Below are 19,895 nucleotides of genomic sequence, written 5' to 3' on the forward strand. Positions count from 1 at the left end.
GCAACGCGCTGAGGCCGTCAGCATTCATCCCATGTCTTATTTGCATGTTGCCCCGCCAAGTCGAGTGCCGTTCACGGCGATTCCAAGCCGTTCGCAGATTTTTCGCGCCATTGAAGGGCCGAACCGAGCGGGTCGCCGAAATCCACTTTCGGCTTGTGTCCCTTACGGCTGTGAAAGCCGAAACATAGGTTCATTCCGGCATTTTGCCCCTTCCCCCGCCAGAAATGAGACGACATGTCATCCTCTCCCCATATGATTTCCCTGAAAATATCCGGACTGGCCGTGACGGTCATCCTGTTTGGCATCATCGCCGTGCCCGCGCACGCCAACCAGTGGCTCGTCTATACCGGAGGCGACCGGCCGAACCGGACCTTCACGGTGATCGACGAGGATTATATCAGCCCCGAGTTCAACAGCGACACCAGCTTCAAGGTCGAGGCCGCGACGATCTATGAAGCCCCCTCGCAGCCCGACTGGTCAACCGCCAACTATCATGTCGACTGCATCAAAAAGACCGTGCGGATCGATCTTGTCCAGATCAGCCCGCGCGACGGCCCACTGCGCCGCGGGCCCGATGTTGCCGACCATGCCCCGGCGAATGTCATCGAACATCAGATCATCACCTTCGCTTGCGACAAAGGTCAGAAAAAGAGCGCCCAGCGCGCCAGCGAGCGCGAGGCCAACAATGATCCGCGCAATTTCATCTACCTCGGCCCGATCAGCTTGCCCAAGGTGGTCGATGTCGCGTGGGAGAAATTATGGACCGATGGAAAGCGGCCCGGCTACAGCAGCAATGTCTCGATCGCGGATCAAAACGCCCAGGTCGAAAAGATCATGAAGGAAAAGCAGGCGCTCGTCGCGCAGGCGGGCGCAATCGCCGAGCAGAGCCAGCGCGACGCCGACGCAATCGCCGCCTCGCAAAAGAGCCGCAAGGACCGGATGAAGCGCGAGAAGGAGGTTGCACCGGCATTGGAAGAATGGATCGGCAAAAGCGTGGCGGAGGTGACGGCGGCATTTGGCCCCCCGGCAAGCAGTAGCGACCGCGGCGCATTGCGGGCCTTGGTCTATCGCCGGACCCACAGTGAAACCTATGATGCGCAAGTGGGACAGGTGGGCAAGACCGGCTATTTCGAAAAGCGCGAAAACCAGTTCCATTGCGATCTGACATTCGGTTTCCGCAACGATATTCTCGAGGATTATTTCACTGAGGGTGACCGTTGCCAGATTCTCTGGGGTCCGCGGTAGCGGGAGGTCCCCCGGTGTTTTCTGCAGTACCGAAATGTCTGCGGTCCCATCGCGATGATGTGATCGCCAGCACTTTTTGCGCGGACAAGCCGGGTTATGGTGAACTATATCAACCGCATAGGATGAACTATATGACGCGCAACCTCGACATCCCCTGGATCGGGAGGATGTTTCTGATCGCGTTGGCCTGGTGCCTTTGGCCTGCCTCGGCGCAGGCACAGCACTATCCCTGCAACGGTCCCGGGCCGGGCGAACGGCTGGTCGGGATGGCCCCCGGCGGCCCGGGCGTCGCCCCGACGCCGCTGTGCGCGCGCGACGACAGCGGCGGCGCGCCGCAGCAGCCCGCGGCGCCCAGCAACAGCTATGCGGCGATTGCCTGGCATGTCGACGCCGCCGATGTCTGGGTCGACGGCAATTACACCGGCGCGAACAATGTCGCCGAGCAGGGCGCGCTCGATGCGTGCAACAAAGTGATGGGCGGCGGCTGTACGCCGGCCGGCACCTGGTGGAATTCATCGATCGCGATCATCCGCGACAAGGAGGGATATTTCTACAAGGGCTGGGCGGGCGATGGCGGCGCCGAGCGCGATCGGGTGATGGCAGACTGTTCGGCCAAGCAATTGTTGCCGTGCGAGGTTTTCGCGACGATCCGCGCGAGCACTAACCGGCGCTTCCCCGGCGCCGGCGCGCGCAAATTTTTCGCCGCGTCGGCGTGGGTCAAGGGCGGCGCCGCCGACGGATATAACGCCAAACTCTATGTCGCGAGCGGTTACCACAGCGCCGATGCCGCGAGCGCGGCGGCGATCAAGGCATGCAGCGACGCGACATCGCTTTCTTGCGAAACGAACACGCTGACCGGCAATGGATTCATCCAGGCGTATCGCTTGAACGGCAGCGACGACAGCGCGACCACCGAAACGACGGCGAAGCGCGCGAAGGAAGCGGCGCAGGCGAACTGCAAGAAACAAAAGAGCGCGACATGCGATTTGCAGGCACTGTTCGACAGCCGCAAATCGGGGCTGTTCGTGCACGACTTCGCGCAGACGAAGGCGCGGTAGCGGTGCGGGATAGCCTTGTGAGGCTTGCCATCTCTGCGACAGGTAATCGCATACAGGAGGAATTCGGGAGAGTGTCTCTATGATCCGGCACCTCGTGTCTCTTGCAGCAATCACCTTCGCCGGCCTTCCCGGCCCGCAAGAACGCGCCTTCGAATCACCGCCCGCCGCAGTTCCCGACCGGATTTCCTATGCCGGCACCGGCAATGGCTGGACCGGCGGGCGTACCGAATGGTGGATCGATCGTTCTGGGCGCGGCGCGTATCGCACGACTATCCGTCATGAGAGAAGCGGCAAGTTCAACGCCGGGCCAGGAGGCTTCGAACATGTCCGCGCGATGTTGCAACCGCTCGAGGATGTGCACGAATTGCCTTGCGATGGCGCGGTCACTGATCAGGGCATGGGGACGCTCACTTGGGCGCGCGACCAGCGCGAAACCACGCTGCGCTTCGACTTCGGCTGCAATTTCCGCCAGCCGGATGCGGCCCGGACGCGGTTGTTTGATGCGACCGCGCTCGTGCAGGAATGGGCACTGGCGAAGTGATGCACCGCAGGCACGCACTTTCCCCGGCCGCCACCCTGCCGCCGCGCAGTCCCGGCATCGGGATGACACAACCCCCGTCACAAGTCTGATCAAGGTCGGGACGCCGAACTTGGTCAAGAGTCCGGGCTCGGGAACGGCTCCATCTTCATCGGGACATCTTCACCCTGATCGCGGACCCGGGAAATGCGCGATCGGCCATTCTGCCATGCTCACACCGGGCCGACGGAGGAATTGAAATGCCGAAAGACTATTTGCTGCCCGGAATTCTCGCCGTGACACTGCTATCCAGCGCCTCGATAGCCGCCGCGAGCGGCACCATCACCTCGCCCGAACGGCAGCAGAAAATGGAAAGCTTTGGCGCCTGCCTCGCCTTTCTCGAGGACAGCGCCGCACAGGACAGGAAAAGCGAAGCTCCGCTCTCCAGAGATGCGGAGGGCAATCGCCGTACGGTGACCGTCGAACGCAAGACCAAGGACGTCGAGCGGTCCGGCAAAGCCAGCGCACGCTATGGGGCGCGTGTCTGGTATTCGAACGGCAGGCCGCGTCCGGACCTGAGGCAAATCGAATATCGAACCAGCTGGAACGAGCATGTTTATGAATGCCGGGGCCGTATACTGATCATCAACACGTCGCAGGGCTATACGCTCGAAAGCTACGAGCCGATGGATGCTGACGAGCCAGTGGGTGATCCGGCCGCAAAAGCCGGGTAGAGGCAGTCCTGTTTTCCGCTTCCTGTCCCGCCCCTCGCCTGAGACGGATTACAGCTCATTACCGCCAGACCTCTGGCCGGTTGCGGACTGTCGGCTTTTAGATGTCAAACAAAGAGAGCGGACGTTCTGCCACGAGCTAGAACGCTCGCTCTCCAGAATACGCGATTTGCTGGTTAGACTTCGATGCCTTCTGCCAGCGTCAACGCGTCTTCAACGTCAACGCCGAGGTATCGCACGGTATTTTCAATCTTGGTGTGGCCGAGCAGAATCTGCACAGCTCGCAAGTTCCCGGTCGCCTTGTAAATGATCGACGCTTTTGTTCTGCGCAACGAATGCGTCCCGTAGTCTTCGCTTCGAAGTCCAACGGCCGTTACCCATTCATCGACGAGACGCGCATATTGACGCGTGCTCATATGAGCAGAGTGGTCGACCCGGCTGGGGAACGCAAAATCCTCGATTGATCCACCGCGCCGCTCAAGCCATGCCAAGAGGCTTCCGCGAGCATCCGACATGATTTCGAATTGAACTGGTCGATTGGTCTTTTGCTGGATCACCATTGCCCGCGTTCTCAACTCACCGCCGGCGACGAGATCGCCGATCTTGATCTTCACAAGATCGCAGCCTCGCAACTTGCTGTCGATTGCGAGATCGAACAGCGCCCGGTCTCGAAGCCGGTGCTCTCGATCCAAGTGGAAGCGAATTGCCCATATCTGCCGTGGCTTTAACGGCCGCTTTGCACCTACCTTTCGACCGGCATTCCACGCCGGTCGTGGAGGCAAATAGTCGAATTCTGATCTACCCATGATCATTCTCCTGCAGCCAAAATGGCCAAAAAGGGAAACGCATGGGTCAGGCCGATTGGCCGGTTGCGTATTGGCAGCTTTGGGCGGTGGAACGAAATTAGCGGACGCTCCAAGTATTGCCTGGCGTTCGCTTGAAAGGTCGACCTCCGTACTGGCTCGTGCAATCGAGGCGCAACCACGTTCCGCAGGAACCGAATAGACGCTGAAGGCCCAGATTCCCGATATCCGTTAGATGATCGGCGCGACATCTTATAATCTTGGCCGGAGCTCCCATATAACAGTCATCGTGGCACACGTTCATCGTAGGCGGCCGCGGCTGAGAGACCTCGTGCTCCCGCTTACAAGCAGGAGCCGCGCCGATGCCCCCCAGTCCAGATCAATCCCAGTCGGCCACCCCGGACGTGCCTGTCCGATTGAGACCGCAATCGAGCCGATTTTTCCGCAAAAGCCGCAGTCCATTCCCCCTTGATGACGCACGGCGTCAGGGAGACATCAGTCAGCTCGCCTTCTCGACGATGGGTGGACGGAATCCGGCTTTAGCCTTCCTGAACACCGACAACGACGCGCTCGGCGGCCGCCCGCTTACAGTCGCGACCGCGAGTCCCGAGGGATATGAACGGGTTGCGGCAGCGATCCGCCGCTGGCCGAGCGGCCCGGGATTCAAATGAGCCGCGCGATGAACATTTCGCTGCCGGAGGACGAGGTCAAGCGCCTATGCCTTCTGCAAGGTGTCAGCATCAGTGCGATCGAGCCGCTTCAGTCGGGCGGTACCCGCCTTGTCTGCACATCCGGCTCCGGCGCCGAGGAAATGCGTCTCCGGCTCCGCGATCATCTGATCGATGGCAATGTCCTCCGTCACCGCTTCTATCGCCCTCCTGCCACGCATGAACGGCCATGAGGCCGGCGCGAGATTCTGCGGTGTGCGAACGTCTCTGCCGAACTCGAATAACATCGGTATTCGTGCCGCACATTTATCGGGATGTGCTATAAGCATCCCATCACCTGAAATCGGACAAGCTCCACGTGACAGAGGGACGATCCGTGCTCTCGCTTGATGCAGGAGCACACACCATATGTCTCATTCAATTGCTCGAAGACGAGCAGATTGCACTCGTGCGATACGCCGCCGCGACAAATCCTTTAGCGATCGACCGATATGGGCGCCTGATCGAAGGGATAGCTCGGCGTCTGACAGCCCTTCCCTACCAGCATCGCCCCCATTTTCCCCTCAACAGGTTTGCGGACGCGAACGGCTCGCTAGCACGTTCGCGAACACGCGCATCCTGAAACCGAAGAAAGATATCCGAGATGGCCAAATCGCAAAAACGCAGCAATCGCGAGATTCGCAAACCCAAAGCCGCCAAGGCGAAGCCACCGACCGCGCTTGTAGCCCAGGAGGCCTCCGCGGTGCAGATGACCTCCAAGCCGAAGGGCAGCCGCTGACGCGCCGTCAAAAACTGCGGTGGAAGCTGACCAGATCGGCGTCGGGATCGCCATAGCCGCAAATCAGGCCGCGCAGCATCTGCGCGGCCATCATCGAGAAGGTGATGCCATTGCCGCCATATCCCATCGCGGCATAGCAATTCGGCATGCCGGGAATGCGGCCGATGGTCGGTGTCCCGACCGGGCTGTCGCCGAAACTGCCAGCCCAGCTATAGGCGGGCGTCGCGTCCACTCCTGGCAGCAGGGCAGCAAGCTTTCGCGACAGCGTCGTCGCCTTGTCGAGGAGCTTGGCGTCGCGGAGAGCCGCATCGCCTATTTCCTCATCCTCGCCGCCGCAGATGATTTCTCCGCGCGGGGTCGTCCGGATGTAGAGGTAGGGATCGGCGGCTTCCCATATCATCGCGGCGGTCGGCCAGATGGCACGGGGTTGCGGGCGCGTCGCGATCGACCAGCTCGAGATGATCTTGTTTCCCTTGCGCGGGATTCCCTTCATCATCTCATATCCCGTTGCCATGACGACATGGCGTGCGCGAATACGGGGGCCGCGAGCCGATACCAAGGTGACCCCCTCGCCCGTCGGCGCGATGTCACAGATATCGACGGGCGCGTAGAACCGGGCGCCCCGCGCCAGCGCGACATTCAGATAACCTGCAGTGAGACGACGCGGATCGGCGGAGTAATTGCCGAATCCAATCAGCGCGTGACGTCCCTTGATCCCGTAACGCTCCTGAACCGCAGCGGGTTTGAGCAATTCCACCTCGAAGCCCGCACGCCGCCGGGCGTCGGCTTCGACCGCAAGCCCGTCAGCATCGAGCACATTGCCGTCGAGATAGATCGAGCCGCGCGTCGCACCATCGACCGCAAGGCCCAGCCGTTCGGTCCGTTCGCGTAGCGCGTCGACCGACTGGCGGGATCGCCGCCAGATGCGTTCGGCCTTTTCACGACCGATCCGCTCGGCCATCAAGGTCAGCGGCGTGTCGAGTTCATATTGCAGCATCGCGGTCGACGCCGCAGTCGACCCCTCTGCCGGTCCCCGGCGATCGACGATCACGATGTTGAGCCCCGCTTCCGACAACGTCTCCGCGATCAGCGCGCCCGACACGCCGGCCCCGACGACGACCACGTCGCACGCGATATCCCTTGTCAACGGCCGCGCAGCGATCGCGGGACGACGCCGTGCCGACCAGATCGACTGGCCGGTCCGGAGATCGCGATGATGGGTCGCCGATGCGCGGCTCACCGGGACAGGCGATCAGGCAAGATCGCGCACCTTGGCTTCGCGTGCCCAATGACGCCGGGTGCCCACACTTTCGAACTTGTCGATCGCAACGACACCGCCGTCCTTTTCGACCCCCGCCTTGTCGAGCAGCAACTGCGTCGCCTCGTCATGCGCGATCGTCTTGCAATGGCCATAGGCGTCCATGAACCACTGGACCGCCGCGCCCTGCCCCGACAGCGCTTCGGCCTGTTCTTCGGTCAGTATCGAAGCCACGGCGTCGAACAGCACCGAGGGCGAGCCCGCGAGCTGGCCGTCGGCCTTGAGCGTGCCGCCCTTGACCTTGATCCCGCCGACCTTCGGCGCGACGAGGAAGGCGGTGCCGCCGGCGCTTTTGATGTCGCCCTTCAGCTTGTCGATCGCCGCCTTGTCTGATCCTTCGGCAAAGAGGATCGCGACCTTGCGGCCCTCCATCGTATCGTCGGCATTCTTCTGGATCGACAGCGCGTCGGACGTTTCGAGATCGACCGGCGCGCGCGCGGCCTTTTCCTTCGCCGGCAGATCGATGGCGAGTCCCATGGCGACACGCGTCGCAAGATCCTCATCGATGTTGCGAAGCTGGCCGACGACGCGGGCGCGGACATGATCGAGCGTGACCTTCGACAATTCGAACACCAACGCCGAGACGATATGCGCCTGCTCATTCTCCGTCTGCGACAAATAGAACAGCCGTGCTTGGCTGAAATGATCGGCGAAAAGCTCGGCGCGAATGCGCAGCTTCTGCGCAGGGTCGTTCCGCTCGTCGTTGGCCGTGAACGTCGAGAAGCCCGTTTCGGCGCTCGCGCGCGGACCACCATTCTCGCCGGCTTCGGCAAGACTGTTGGGTTCGTAGTTGGCACGCCCGGTCGGCACGAGCGTCTGCATCATCCCGTCGCGCTGGAAATTGTGGAACGGGCATTTGGGCGCGTTGATCGGGATCTGGTGGAAATTGGTCGTTCCCAGCCGCGATTTCTGCGTGTCGAGATAAGAGAAGAGCCTGCCCTGCAAGAGTGGGTCGTTGCTGAAATCGATCCCCGGAATGATGTTCGACGGCAGGAAGGCGACCTGCTCGGTCTCGGCAAAGAAATTGTCGACGTTGCGGTTGAGCGTCATGCGGCCGACGATCTCGACCGGAACATCCTCCTCCGGGATCAGCTTGGTCGCGTCGAGCACGTCATAAGGCTGCTTCTCGGCGAAAGCTTCGTCGAACACCTGCACGCCGAGATCCCATGCCGGGAAGTCGCCCGCATCGATCGCCTCGAACAGGTCGCGGCGATGGAAATCGGGATCGGCGCCGGCGATCTTGACCGCCTCGTCCCATGTCGTCGACTGGATGCCGAGCACGGGTTTCCAGTGGAATTTGACGAATTTGCCTTCGCCCTTTTCGTTGACGAAGCGGAAGGTGTGGACGCCGAAACCCTCGATCATGCGCAGGCTCCGCGGGATCGTGCGGTCAGACATCGCCCACATGATCATGTGCATCGCCTCGGGCATCAGCCCGATGAAGTCCCAGAAGGTGTCGTGGGCGCTCGCCGCCTGCGGATAACCGCGGTCGGCCTCCATCTTGACGCTGTGAACAAGGTCGGGGAATTTCATCGCGTCCTGGATAAAGAAGACCGGAATATTGTTGCCGACAAGGTCCCAATTGCCGCTGTCGGTGTAGAGCTTGACCGCGAAGCCACGCACATCGCGCGGGGTGTCGACCGATCCGGCGCCGCCGGCGACGGTCGAGAAGCGGACGAAGACCGGACAAGTCGCGCCCTCCTTCTGCAGGATCGACGCCTTGGTCAGCCCGGGGATCGCCTTGGTGCATTCGAACACACCATGCGCGCCCGAACCGCGGGCGTGGACGATCCGCTCTGGAATACGCTCATGGTCGAAGTGGAAGATTTTCTCGCGAAGGACAAAGTCCTCGAGCAGCGTCGGCCCGCGCTCGCCGGCGCGAAGCGAATTCTGGTTGTCCGAAATGCGATGACCGAAATTGTCGGTCAAGAACGCAGCGTCGGCCGATTTGCCGCTCGATGTCGCATTCTGGTGCAGCTCGTCACCATTGCCGCGGCTCACCTCGATTCTGGGCTGGCCTTTGCCGGGCGAGTGCTCGCGGAGCGCATGATCATTAGCAGGCGACGGCGGCGGAGATTTCGGCATCGGTCATTCCTTCTGCCGCGGAAGGCGACACTCCTACAATCCGCCGCTTCGCCTTATGTTGCGTGTCGCTAGGCCATGGCGGCCAGAATCTCCTTGATCGCGACGAACGCAAAGCAAACCGAGCTGTCCGCCACACCATAAGGCAGGAAAATATCGTCGCCGACGCGGATCGCTCCACAGGTGTAGACGACATTGGGGACATAGCCTTCGCGGTCCTCGTCGGCGGCTGACAGGATCGGATTGGGCGTCCGGCCGATCACCTTCGACGGATCGGCCTTGTCAAGCAGCACCGCGCCGATCGCGTATTTGCGCATCGCGCCGACCCCATGCGTCAGCACCAGCCAGCCTTCATCAAGCTCGATCGGCGCGCCGCAATTACCGATCTGGATGAGTTCCCATGGAAAGCGAGGCTCCAGCAATAATTCGCCGTCCTCCCACTGATCGACCGTGTCCGAGCGCAGCAGATAGAGATTCTTGCCATCCTGCCGACCGATCATGCAGAATTGCCCGTCGATCTTGCGTGGGAACAGCGCCATGCCCTTGTTGCGTCCCGCCTTTCCCTTGATCGGGCTCAGCGTGAAATCCCTGAAATCGCGCGTCCGCAGCAGCTCGGACTGGATGTCTCGCCCGCTATAGGCGGTGTAGGTCCCGATCCATTCGCTTTTGCCGCTATCGCGCTCGAACTCGAGCAGCCGCAGATCCTCGAGCCCGTTGCGCTGCGCCTCGGTGATCGGGAAGATCACCGTGCCCGAAAGGGTGCTGTCCTTCTGCCGATAGAGCGAGACAACATCGTCGGGCTTGTCGTCGCGGTGCGGACCAAGCATCGCCGCCGTAGCGAAGGCGGGCTGCGGCAGCAGCGTCAGTTCGCGGTCGCAGGTAATGATTCCCTCGCGAAAGGCGATCGTCGAAATATGACCCTCGCCGACAGCGCGCAGCGACAGGAGGATGCGGATGCAGCCTTCCTCCAGCCCGGTCTGGTCGGGATGACGAACGACGCTGGGGTTCATCAGCGCCGCCGCCGCGTAGCTATATTCGTGACAGAAATAGGCGCCGATCAAGAGGCGCATCTCGCGCTTCAATGTGAGGCCTTCGAGACCAAGTTTGGGTTCGATCTGCTCGAATCGATCCTCGAACACCTTCTCGATCTGCCAGTGCCGATCGGCGAAATCGCGCAGCACCACGCTGAGCTCGGCGCGCACGGTGCGCGTGTCGAGCGTCACGATTTCGCGCGCCAGCCGCTGCACGCGTTCGAGATCGGGACCCGATGCTTGCCATGCGAGGTGAAAGGGCCGCACGACGACGCGCGTCGGGTCGGCATGGAGCCGCAATTCATCCTGTACCAGATGCACCATATTCCCCTCAGCCGGCTTTGCGGATAAAATCCCGGATCGCGTAAGTCGCGTGCTGGTAAGCAAGAACCGACTCCGCCCCTTCGTTGAGGTTCAGGCCGCGCGGGTTAATGCCATCCTTGCTGCTCCCGGTCAGCGGATCGCCAACGATCACGCCGCGGTCGTTACGCCCGGAGAACCAGTCGTAAGCGCGCCGCGCGTGCGCCAGCCAGATATCGTCGCCGGTCACATCATAGGCGGCCGAAGCGGCATCGATCGCGGCCCAAATCTCGAGCGGCTGCTGATCGAATGGCCGCGGCAGCTCATGGGCATGGCCGAAGCTGTCGGACCCGACGGGGCGATAATGACCATGAGGCGAAATCTGCGCATCGTTGATCCACCGCAACGTCTCGACTCCGCACGCGGTAACATCCGCGCGCTCAAGTCGTACGCCCGCGCGCAGCATCGCTTCGGGCAGGCGGCAATTGTCATAGGCGAGTACCGGCTCGAACCATCGCCAGTCCGGCCGCGCCGCATCCTGATAGAGCGCGATCAGCCGGTCAGCGCCACTGCGCAATATCCGGTCCGCCAGATCATGCTCGGGATGTGCCGCGAGCACGAAGTCGGCGCCGAGAATCGCAAAGGCAATCGCGCGCGGTGACTCGAAATCCAGCGCGGACGTCGCGGTGCGCTCGAACAATTCATGCGCCCATTGCCGCAGACCTGGATCGCGCGCGCCCTGCGCCGTCGCGCCGAGCGCCCAAAGGGTTCGGCCGCAGCTGTCTTCGGACCCCACATCCTCGAGCCAGTTGCGTGCGAAGCCCATGAAGTTGCGAAACTCGCCGCGGTCGGGGTTCCAGGCATGCAGTACGAACGCAGCAAAGACCGGGGTCAGTTGTCCGCACTTGCCGAGCGCGTCGTCGTCCAGCCTGTGCATCAACATCAGCGCGCGCGCATTGTCATCGACGCAATAGCCGTGCGCGCGATCGGGGACCATATGAACGCTGTGCTGGAGGATGCCGGTGTCGTCGCAAATGCGCAGGAACCCATCGATACCGATATGCTCGGGAATAGGCGCAGCTTTCGGCACGACGCGGCTTTCCGCGATCAGCGAACAGGTCCGCTCCGCGAACACCGGCCAGATCATGTCGCGACTGCGGTCATAGGCGCGACGCTGCAGCGTGAGCAGCCGGTCGGCATCGCCGAGCAGATAGCGGATTTCGCTCGCGATCGCATCGCTGTCGTCGAAGGGAACCAGCACGCCATGATCGTCGGCGAGCAGCTCGACCGCGTGGACATAGGGTGTCGAGATCACGGCCTTGCCCAGCGCCATCGCGTAGGAAAGCGTGCCCGACGTCGACTGCTGCGCACCGGTATAAGGCGTCACATAGATGTCCGCCGCCTCGAGAAGATCGAGCAGATCGTCGGTGTCCATGAACGCGTTGATCCAGCGGACATGCGCATCGACCCCGAGCGAGACTGCGAGCGCATGGAGTCGTTCGCGATAGGCCTCGCCTTCAAGCGCCAGCAGATTGGGATGCGTCGCGCCAGCGATGCAGTAAAGGAAGACGGGGTGATCTTCGATGATCGCGGGCAATGCCTCGATGACCGCCTCGATCCCCTTGCCCGGCGACAAAAGACCGAAGGTCAGCGCGACCTGTTTGCCCGCAAAGCCGAACTGCGGCTTGAACTGCGACGCGCGGCCGAACGGGCGGTCGGGGACACCATGGGCGATCATGGCGATCTGGTCGTCGTCGGCATGATAGACGCTTCGCAGCAGATCGTGCGAGCGCTCGGACATGACGACCAGCTTCGTCGCGCGCGCGATCAACCGCTCCATCACGCGGCGCTGATCGGCGTCAGGTTCGGCGAGCACCGTATGAAGCGTGACGATCAGCGGTGCGGAAACACGATCCACCAGTTCCAGGATCATATCGCCCGCCAAGCCGCCGAAGAGGCCGAACTCGTGCTGCAGCCATATAATTTCGGCACAGCTCGCCTCGATTTGCCGCGCCGCCTCGATAAAGCTACCGGCGTCACCCTCGGTTATGACGCCGCAAACAACGGGGTCGAATATCGTGGGAACGGCGGCCGGCGCCATCGCATAGACGTCGACGGCAATCTCCGGCGCGGCCACTGCAAGCGACGCGTGGATATCGGCGGTGAAGGTCGCGATGCCGCAGCGCCGCGGAAGGAAACCACCGATCAGTGCGATCCGGGCAGTATCCGAAGTTTTTGGCCGAAGCGTTTGGCACGCCTTCAAACCTTCATCGAACGATCTACGGTCAAGCGTTTCGTACACAGGCATACCTTCCAAAAAATGATGCGACAGAAGGCCTCACCCAGTGTTTTGTCGTTTGTTTCGAAGCCTGCAGTCGGCCTCGGAGCATCAGAAAACAGAACAGCTCAGCGGCGCATTTGTTCCAATTGGCCGACGCCTCGCGAGAAGCATCGCAGGCCAATTCCGGTCATGCTCGCCAGACGGCAACGCCCCGCTCTCATTTCAGGCATGCGACGATAATTCCGATGATTCCAAGCGTTTCTTCGGGATTGCGTACGGAGATTGTATCGAGGCCCAGCGCCTTCGCCGGATAATCATTGCCGCCCGGAAAGATCGCATCGCCGATAAAGAGCATCGCACCCAGTTCGACACCGCTGGCGCCGCTTAGCTTCGTCAGGCCATAGGCCTTGTCGACGCCCTCACGGGTAATGTCGATCGACGTCGCCCCGCCCATGTTGATCGACAGACCGGGCAGACGTTGGCGAAGCTCGGCCTGAATCACCTTGCGTTTGGCGAAGTCCGGATCCCATTTTTCCTTGGCATCGATCGGCGCTTCCTGACCCAGGGCCGAAAAGGTGATCTGACTCCCGCGATCCTCGATCCGTTCGCCCCAGACCGTTTCGGGAACGAACCCGGTCGCCAGTAGCGCCGCATCGAAGGCTTCGAATATGCGTCGCTTCTCCGCATCGTCAAAGATTTCGGCATAGCGCGCCTGCCACGCGCCCGAGCCGAACGTATAGAGCTTGGTGCCGGTGGTCGGCATGAGCCAGAGCCGGGAAAGGTCCGCGCGCTCCGGAAGGCGCGTCGCCACCTGTTTTTCGAACTGCGGCCAGTCGCCACCGGATATCACCGCAACATCTGCCACGCCGAGGAGATCGGCAAGCGCCTCACCCATCGCGGGTTCCATCGGCTGCTTGCTTTCGGCAAGCGTTCCATCAAGATCGAAGGCAATTAGCCGTTTCATGCAGGCGTCGCTCCGCGCCCGTCGCTCGCCGAGTCCCGCTGCCGCCGCGCGGCGGCTTTGGCATCGGCAAGGTTCGAATAGCGATAGTCGCCCACCGCGAATTGTTCGACATAGGTCCGGATGATGCCATCATCCTCGTCGCCCGGTGGACGCAGGCCTCCGCCCTCGCCTTCCCACGCCGAGCGTGACGCAGCTTCATCGATCGCGGCGGCGAGAGGGCCGTCCTCCACGCTCAGAGAGCGATAAAAGTCGCGCCCGACGGCCAGAAGGGTGGCGCGAATGTCGACGACCGGATCGTCAGCTCCGTCGCTTCCAGCAGCATGATGTTGGTGTGTCGCCTTTTCGAAGGCCTTCGCCATGAGCAATTCGGCGATCAGCACGTCACTGACCATATCGTTTGGCGCTTTAACGGCGTCGGCAGGTGATGCAGCGATATCGGCGATAGCCTCGGCATCGCCGCTCAAGCCGCGTCGCTCGCGATATTCGTTGATCCGTTTGGCATAATAGCGCGGCAGGTCAAAGTTTGGCATCGCCTGCCCATCGCGTCGCGCCTGGCTCACGGCCATCAACGCCATCTGATGGTGGTGGAGAAGTTGGTTGAGGTCCATGATTTTGCTCCTTCAGCGGGAGCGCAATGGTCTCTCAGTCGCCAGCACGCGGTGGAAGCGGGCGATGTTATGGAAGTGGGGTCACAGGTTTCCGATTGCAATGAGCAGACATTTATAATTGTAGCCGACTGACGACAGCCTAATCATATGTCTCGACTTCCTTCGGAATAGGCCTAGCGTTCGACCGGCAGCGACTTTCCACGCGACCCGGAAAGTCGGTGGGGCTTCCTTTGGTCACGAACGCAGAGGATGGAAGGGCTTCGCGGTAGCGAAGCCCTTTTGCCCATGTTGCTGGGGCCGTCATCCCAAACATGTTGGCCGTTTGGCGACTGTCCGTTTCTAGGTTGTTACCGAGCCAAGCAGACATCCAGAATCGATGTACCGGGACGGCCTGACAGAAGCCTCCACGGACAATTAACGTCGAAGGATGAGCGATCCCGCCGTGTTATAGCCTCGCATCCAGTTCCGATCGGTCCAGTATGTCCCCTCGAGGCGAAGCTCGTCCGCTTCGTCAAAGGGCGCATCGGCGGCGTCCGCAAGCACGATCGCCGGCCGCATGGATGCGAGGATGAACTTTATCTCATCGGGACCGAGCAAGGGATTGAGCGGGATCACGACGAGCCCGGCGCGATGCGCGCCGAGATAGGCGACGACGAACTGGATGGAGGTGGGAAGGAGCAGAACGACCCGATCACCCGGAGATAATCCCATATCGGCATAGGCGCCGCGCGCGCGCTGAATCTGGCGATCAAGCTCGACATAGCTCAGCCGCGCATTGCCCTCCGAAAGCGCGATCCTGTCGCCAAATCCAGGCTGCGTGCGCCCGATATCGCAGAGTCGTGAAGGCTCTTTCCAGCCGGTCGTCATCTCGGGAGTTCCTCTACCTCATCTTGCGTACTGGCGGCGAGCGCATGTCGGACGGCCTTCCTCCATTGGCCCAGCGATCGCGTTCGATCCTGCGCTTCGATCGCCGGCGAAAAGCGCGTCACGGCACGAGGAAGCGCGTCGAGCGATGCGATGTCGGGCCAGACACCGACCGTAAGCCCTGCCAGAAAGGCCGCGCCGAGCGCGGTCGTTTCGTGATTGGCGGGACGCTCGACCGGTAGACCCATCATGTCGGCGAGGAACTGCGCGAACCAGTCATTGGTCGCCATGCCGCCGTCGATGCGGATCATCGTGCGCGGCGCGATCCGGTCGCCGGTCATCGCGTCGATCAGGTCGCAGGTCTGGAAGGCGACGGCCTCCAATGCGGCGCGCGCGATCTGCGCGGCGCCGGTATCGAGCGTCATGCCGCTGATCGAGGCGCGCACGTCGGTGCGCCAGTGCGGCGCGCCGAGCCCGACGAAGGCGGGCACAAGATGGACGCCATGATCGGCGGGCACCGAAGCGGCGAGTTGCGCGGTCTCTTCGGCGCTCGCGATCAACCCCATGCGGTCGCGCAGCCATTTGATCGCGGCCCCCGCGATGAAGATCGAGCCTTCCATCGCATAAGCGCGGTCGCCGCCGATCTCATAGCCGATCGTGGTCAGCAGCCTCTTGTCCGAAAGCACGGGCTCGGCGCCGATATTGGCGAGCAGGAAGCAGCCGGTGCCATAGGTCGACTTGATCTCACCGGGCGAAAAGCAGCGCTGCCCGATGAGCGCCGCCTGCTGGTCGCCCGCCATGCCGGCGATCGGGATCGCACGCCCGACGATTGCGGGATCGGTCATGCCGAAGACATGGGTGTTGGGATGCACTTCGGGGAGCAGCGCGGCCGGAATGCCGAACAGGCGCAGCAGTTCCTCATCCCATCGGCGTTCGGCGATATCGTAAAGCAAGGTCCGCGATGCATTGGTGACATCGGTCGCATGGACCCGGCCACCCGTCAGTCGCCAGAGCAGGAAGCTGTCGACGGTGCCGGCGGCCAGTTCGCCGCGCTCGGCGCGCGCCCGCGCACCGGGGATCGTATCGAGGAGCCAGGCTAGCTTGGTTGCCGAGAAATAGGGATCGAGGAGGAGCCCGGTCTTACGGCGCACCATCGGCTCGGCACCCTCCGCGAGCAGCGCTGCGCAGCGATCCGCGGTACGGCGATCCTGCCAGACGATCGCATTATGCAGTGGCCGACCGGTGTCGCGCTCCCAAAGCAGGATCGTCTCGCGCTGGTTGGTGATGCCGATGGCGGCAACGTCCGCCGAGAGAATATCGCGCAGCGTCCCGAGCGCGCCCTGCCAGATATGTTCGGGATCCTGCTCGACCCAGCCGGGATTCGGATAGTGCTGGGCGAGATCGCGCGACGCGATCGCCTCAACTGCCGGTGTCTCACTATGCGAAGCGGCTCACCCTGATCGGTCACCAACTCGGCGACGAGGATCATCATCTCGAGCGATTCATTACGCTCGGGTGAGCCGCGTAGGCGCCATCTTAAAGGGGGGATCGGTTATCGGCGCGCGTTGCGCTCGAGGCGATCTCTATGCTGCGAGGGGTGCGACAACGCTCGACGCCGGTGCGCAGGCGATCGCCGCTAAAGCGGCTAGCGTAACGCCACGGCAGTGATCGGCGCTTTCACCGCTTACTGATTTCGGCTACGCATAAAGCTTGACCTCATCACCACAAGGCTCCGAATCCGTCTGAATAGTCGCGCGCCTGTTGTTGAACCTTGCATAGAGCAGGGTTGAGCACTTTGCTGCGAGACCGCAATCCGCTGGAGGCGCTAACGCGTCGGAGAGCCAGAAAAAGCGCTCACTCGGGCCCGTTCGCGTGGCCAGGATCGGGGATGGGTTAGATGAGACAAGGTACGGTGTTTTTGGCTATGGTCGAGTCGGTACTAGCAATGCGTGAAGCAATCTTTGTCGCGTATGAGTTCCAGCCGACACTGCCGATTGTCTTCGAAACCCAGACTTTCGAAAATCGCAAATTTTTCTTAATTATTTCAAAAACATAATTTTTTGACGGGCTGTAGTACGGTCATTCTGGATGAAATTTTTTTTTCAACAGTATTTTCAAGATCTTACGCCCATGAAAATAATTGAATGGGAATGACGATGACAATTGGTATCATAGGATTTTTTGCCATAGTTTCCTTCGCGGAGGCCATTGATATGCCCTGCACTTCCGACGGCCTCACTGACGCAATTGGACGCCACCGAGCCGTTGCACGATCATGGCCGCCCCCACACCCATAGCCCCCGTCAAGACGACCATTCCATAACGCCCGTTGCAGGCATCGAGGGCGTCGAGCAGCGTCGACGTCAGAATCGCGCCGCTGGCGCCCATCGGATGACCCTTCGCCAGATGCCCGCCGCCAACATTGACGCGCGACGGATCGGCGGCGCGGTCGCGGAGGAATTTGGCGATGGTGACGGCAAAGGCCTCCATGAATTCGATCCGGTCGAGATCCGCGAGACCAAAGCCGACGCGCGCGAGCACCTTGTCCATCGCGGCGAAACCCGCGGTCAGCGAGGCGGCCGGATCGCCGCCGCTTTCGGCAAAGGCGATCACGCGGGCGCGCGGGGCGATGCCGAGCCCTTCGGCGCCAACGAGCGCGAGACCCGCGCCGTCGCAGATCGGCGGCGCGTGCGCGATGCTGTGGAGCGGCTCGAACGTCGCGCCGTCGAGCGCGCCGGCATATTGCTGCTGCAATTCGCCGAAGGCAGGCGGCGCGGCGGCGAGCGATTCGGCCGTGGTTTGCGGGCGGATGCATTCTTCGCCGGTCAGCGCGCCGGTCGCGATGCGTGAATGCTGCAAGAACGGGTCGGCGTCGCTCGCTGCGGCCTTTTGCTGCGAGGCGAGAGCAACCGCGTCGAGCGCGGCACGGGTGATGCCTTCGGCGTTCGCGAGCCGGTCGGCGGCGAGCACCGGGGGGACAAAGCGCGCGCGGGCCGGCAGGCTGTCGTCGTCATAATAGGCTGCGCGGTCGCCCAGAAACGGGCTCCGGCTCATCGACTCGACCCCGCCCGCGAGGATGCGCGTGGCTTCGCCGCTCGCGATCTTTGCGATCGCCTGCCCGATCGCCGACAGCCCCGACGCGCAATAATTGTTGATGCTGTGCGCCGCCGTCGTGTCGGGCAGGCCCGCATGGAGCTTTGATACCAGCGCTATATGCCCGCCCTGCGCACCGCTTTGCGTGACGCAGCCGAGGAGCAGCGCATCGGGATTGGCCGCAACATCGCCGCAGCGCGCCGCGAGCGCCGCCGCCTGCTGACGCACCAGTTCCTGCGGGCTCAGCGCGGCGAGCCCGCCGTCGGGCCGCGCCTTGCCGCGCGGTGTCCGCACCGCGTCATAGAGATAGACGTTGGTCAAAATCAGACGCCGACGACGAAGCTGACCGCGGTCGTCGCGCTGCCGCCGACATTGAAGGTCGCAAAATTGCGCGCGCCCTCGACCTGATAATCGCCCGCGTTTCCGGTCACCTGTCGCCAGCTGTCGAGCAGCATCCGAACCCCCGTCGCGCCGACCGGATGACCGAGCCCGATCAGCCCGCCCGACGGATTGACGGGCAGCTTCCCGCCCAATGCAATCGTGCCATCCTCGACCGCGCGCCAACTTTCGCCGGGCTTGGTGATGCCGAAATGGTCGATCGCCATATATTCGGTGATCGAGAAACAATCATGCACCTCGACCCCGTCGCAGGCGTAGATGTCGGGCATCTCCGCGCGGCGGAGCGCGTCCATCATCGCCTTGCGCACGCTGGGGAAAACATAATCGCCGCCGCGGCTGCCCGCGACCTTGGTTGCATAGAGCAGGGGAGCGGTGGCATGGCCCCAGCCCTTGATGCGCGGGATGCTGTCGATCGAAATGCCGCGGCGTTTCGCATAGGCTTCAGCGACCTCGCGCGAAGCAAGGAAGATCGCTGCGGCGCCGTCGGTGACCTGTCCGCAATCGGACTTGCGAAGCGAGCCTTCGATCAGCGGATTGACCTCGTCATTCTCGGCCAGATGATCATCGGTGATCGCCCAGCCGCGCGTCTGCGAGTTCGGGTTCTTCTTGGCATTGGCGAAATTATTCGCCGAAATGCCGCGCAGATGGGCGTGGTCGAGCCCGAAGCGTTCGTCATATTCCTCGGCGACGCGCGCGAACATATATGGCCAGAGATAGCGCGCCTCCTGCGCTTCGCGGCCGGCCCAGGCGGCGGCGCCGAGATATTCGGCGGCACGCTGGCCGGGGACGTTGCGCATCAATTCGATGCCGAGGACGAGCGCGAGACCGTATCGTTCGGCCTCGATCTCCGCCGCCGCGGCGAGGATCGCGATGCTGCCCGACGCGCAGGCCGCCTCGTGCCGCGATGCAGGAATGCCCGCGAGGTCGGGGTGGACATGGCCGAAGAAGCCGCCGAGCTGGCCTTGGCCCGCGAACAGCTCACCGACGAAATTGCCGACATGCGCGGTTTCGACCTCTTTGGGCTCGATGCCCGTCGCGGCGAAGGCGGCTTCGGCGACGTCGCGGAACAGCTCGAACAGTCCGCCGCCCTCGCGTTCGAGATTGCGCGCGAAATCACTCTGCGCGCCGCCGAGGATGAAGACGTCTTTCGCCATG

At 62.4% G+C, this 19,895-nt stretch carries 19 protein-coding genes; 7 read left to right on the forward strand and 12 right to left on the reverse strand.

Annotation, left to right across the window (positions count from 1 at the left end):
- Positions 1-71: 71 nt before the first annotated feature.
- Entirely contained in the window at positions 72-293 is a 222-nt protein-coding gene (locus V8J55_RS00460) for a hypothetical protein (RefSeq protein ID WP_336443891.1), read from the reverse strand.
- Here V8J55_RS00460 and V8J55_RS00465 point away from each other — a divergent pair.
- The 4 genes from V8J55_RS00465 (at position 283) to V8J55_RS00480 (ending at position 3,554) form a co-directional block, all read left to right on the forward strand.
- A complete protein-coding gene (locus tag V8J55_RS00465) occupies positions 283-1,245 on the forward strand; it encodes a hypothetical protein (RefSeq protein ID WP_336443892.1) in 963 nt (320 codons plus the stop codon). The genes V8J55_RS00460 and V8J55_RS00465 overlap by 11 nt on opposite strands.
- A 131-nt stretch (positions 1,246-1,376) precedes the next feature.
- Positions 1,377-2,303, forward strand: coding sequence for a DUF4189 domain-containing protein (locus V8J55_RS00470; protein ID WP_336443893.1), 927 nt, complete (start codon positions 1,377-1,379; stop codon positions 2,301-2,303).
- Positions 2,304-2,382: 79 nt separating this feature from the next.
- Positions 2,383-2,844 (forward strand): hypothetical protein, encoded by a 462-nt coding sequence (locus V8J55_RS00475; protein WP_336443894.1) that lies wholly within the window; start codon positions 2,383-2,385, stop codon positions 2,842-2,844.
- A 236-nt stretch (positions 2,845-3,080) separates the two neighbouring features.
- The gene (locus tag V8J55_RS00480) at positions 3,081-3,554 is read left to right on the forward strand and encodes a hypothetical protein (RefSeq protein WP_336443895.1); all 474 of its coding nucleotides are present in this window, start codon (positions 3,081-3,083) and stop codon (positions 3,552-3,554) included.
- A 173-nt stretch (positions 3,555-3,727) separates the two neighbouring features.
- Here the strand turns inward: V8J55_RS00480 and V8J55_RS00485 are convergent, their stop codons facing one another.
- Complete coding sequence (locus tag V8J55_RS00485) at positions 3,728-4,357, reverse strand: tyrosine-type recombinase/integrase (RefSeq protein ID WP_033073847.1); 630 nt, start codon at positions 4,355-4,357, stop codon at positions 3,728-3,730.
- Between the two features lie 676 nt (positions 4,358-5,033).
- Between V8J55_RS00485 and V8J55_RS00490 the strand changes: the two genes are divergently transcribed.
- Together V8J55_RS00490 and V8J55_RS00495 are read left to right on the forward strand one after the other, a co-directional pair.
- The gene (locus V8J55_RS00490; protein ID WP_336443896.1) at positions 5,034-5,255 is read left to right on the forward strand and encodes a hypothetical protein; all 222 of its coding nucleotides are present in this window, start codon (positions 5,034-5,036) and stop codon (positions 5,253-5,255) included.
- Positions 5,256-5,665: 410 nt separating this feature from the next.
- Positions 5,666-5,800 carry a hypothetical protein gene (locus tag V8J55_RS00495; protein WP_336443897.1) on the forward strand — a complete coding sequence of 45 codons (135 nt, stop codon included), beginning with the start codon at positions 5,666-5,668 and terminating at the stop codon, positions 5,798-5,800.
- A 7-nt stretch (positions 5,801-5,807) separates the two neighbouring features.
- Here the strand turns inward: V8J55_RS00495 and V8J55_RS00500 are convergent, their stop codons facing one another.
- The 4 genes from V8J55_RS00500 to V8J55_RS00515 all read right to left on the reverse strand — a co-directional run bounded on the left by V8J55_RS00500 (position 5,808) and on the right by V8J55_RS00515 (position 12,464).
- Positions 5,808-7,040, reverse strand: a complete 1,233-nt coding sequence (locus V8J55_RS00500) for an NAD(P)/FAD-dependent oxidoreductase (protein WP_336443898.1) — start codon at positions 7,038-7,040, stop codon at positions 5,808-5,810.
- 12 nt (positions 7,041-7,052) lie between these two features.
- On the reverse strand, positions 7,053-9,203 hold the full coding sequence (locus V8J55_RS00505; RefSeq protein WP_336443899.1) for a catalase: 2,151 nt from the start codon (positions 9,201-9,203) through the stop codon (positions 7,053-7,055).
- A 68-nt stretch (positions 9,204-9,271) separates the two neighbouring features.
- Positions 9,272-10,555, reverse strand: a complete 1,284-nt coding sequence (locus V8J55_RS00510; protein ID WP_237835928.1) for a glycoside hydrolase family 130 protein — start codon at positions 10,553-10,555, stop codon at positions 9,272-9,274.
- A gap of 7 nt (positions 10,556-10,562) precedes the next feature.
- Positions 10,563-12,464: a glycosyltransferase gene (locus V8J55_RS00515; RefSeq protein ID WP_336443900.1), complete on the reverse strand. Its 1,902-nt coding sequence runs from the start codon at positions 12,462-12,464 to the stop codon at positions 10,563-10,565.
- On the opposite strand from V8J55_RS00515, the gene V8J55_RS00520 reads away from it, so the two are divergent.
- Positions 12,411-13,052 (forward strand): hypothetical protein, encoded by a 642-nt coding sequence (locus tag V8J55_RS00520; protein ID WP_336443902.1) that lies wholly within the window; start codon positions 12,411-12,413, stop codon positions 13,050-13,052. The genes V8J55_RS00515 and V8J55_RS00520 overlap by 54 nt on opposite strands.
- On the opposite strand, the gene V8J55_RS00525 is transcribed toward V8J55_RS00520, so the two are convergent.
- The 6 genes from V8J55_RS00525 to V8J55_RS00550 form a co-directional block, all read right to left on the reverse strand.
- A complete protein-coding gene (locus V8J55_RS00525; RefSeq protein WP_336443903.1) occupies positions 13,030-13,776 on the reverse strand; it encodes an HAD-IIB family hydrolase in 747 nt (248 codons plus the stop codon). The genes V8J55_RS00520 and V8J55_RS00525 overlap by 23 nt on opposite strands.
- Positions 13,773-14,384 carry a hypothetical protein gene (locus V8J55_RS00530; protein WP_336443904.1) on the reverse strand — a complete coding sequence of 204 codons (612 nt, stop codon included), beginning with the start codon at positions 14,382-14,384 and terminating at the stop codon, positions 13,773-13,775. The genes V8J55_RS00525 and V8J55_RS00530 overlap by 4 nt, the downstream gene beginning before the upstream one ends.
- A 414-nt stretch (positions 14,385-14,798) precedes the next feature.
- A complete protein-coding gene (locus tag V8J55_RS00535) occupies positions 14,799-15,251 on the reverse strand; it encodes an AMP-binding protein (protein WP_336443905.1) in 453 nt (150 codons plus the stop codon).
- Positions 15,248-16,663, reverse strand: a complete 1,416-nt coding sequence (glpK, locus tag V8J55_RS00540) for a glycerol kinase GlpK (RefSeq protein ID WP_336445681.1) — start codon at positions 16,661-16,663, stop codon at positions 15,248-15,250. Before glpK ends, V8J55_RS00535 begins: the two co-directional genes overlap by 4 nt.
- Before the next feature lie 820 nt (positions 16,664-17,483).
- Positions 17,484-18,662 (reverse strand): acetyl-CoA C-acyltransferase, encoded by a 1,179-nt coding sequence (locus tag V8J55_RS00545; protein WP_336443906.1) that lies wholly within the window; start codon positions 18,660-18,662, stop codon positions 17,484-17,486.
- Positions 18,663-18,664: 2 nt separating this feature from the next.
- Positions 18,665-19,894, reverse strand: coding sequence for an acetyl-CoA acetyltransferase (locus tag V8J55_RS00550; protein ID WP_336443907.1), 1,230 nt, complete (start codon positions 19,892-19,894; stop codon positions 18,665-18,667).
- Between the last annotated feature and the right edge of the window lies 1 nt (position 19,895).

The sequence above is a fragment of the Sphingopyxis sp. CCNWLW2 genome, assembly GCF_037095755.1.
In the GTDB taxonomy this organism is placed as follows: domain Bacteria; phylum Pseudomonadota; class Alphaproteobacteria; order Sphingomonadales; family Sphingomonadaceae; genus Sphingopyxis.